Raw genomic sequence first — 530 nt, forward strand, 5'->3', positions numbered from 1 at the left:
GGCTTTAATTTGCTCAAAGCCTGGGCCGCCTTCTTTTTCATACATCTCGATAAACAATTCGCGCAATTCCGATAAAATTTCGTTATCGGTTTTCGCCTCTTCAGGTTTATCGGCGCCTTTCCAGTGCCATTGCAGCCAGCGGCCAGAGTTGGCAATTGAGCCGTCCTCTTCCACAAAGCAGGTGGTTGGCAGGCGGAAGACTTCGGTTTGAATCTCTTCAGGGTTGACGTCGTTGTATTCCCCAAAGTTTTGCCAGACGTCTGATGTATCGGTTTTTAATGGGTCCATGATCACCAAGAATTTCAACTTGCTCAAGGCCGACCGCACTTTGGCTTTGTTCGGGAATGAGGCAATTGGGTTGAACCCTTGGCAGAGGTAACCATTTACTTTGCCTTCGTTCATCATGTCGACATACATAAATTGGTCGTAAGTGTTGTCGATTTTCGGCAAGTAATGGAAGCCAAATTCGTTTTCAGGCGTTGCGTTGTCGCCAAAGAAGGCTTTGAGCATACTGATGTAGAATTTTGGCG

1 pseudogene is annotated in these 530 nt (G+C 46.8%); it reads right to left on the bottom strand.

Annotated features, from left to right (window positions below):
• Window positions 1-530 (bottom strand): annotated as a pseudogene (locus tag JNC70_RS22835) (formate dehydrogenase-N subunit alpha); the annotation flags it as partial.

The organism is Brucella oryzae (genome assembly GCF_041929965.1).
In the GTDB taxonomy this organism is placed as follows: domain Bacteria; phylum Pseudomonadota; class Alphaproteobacteria; order Rhizobiales; family Rhizobiaceae; genus Brucella; species Brucella oryzae.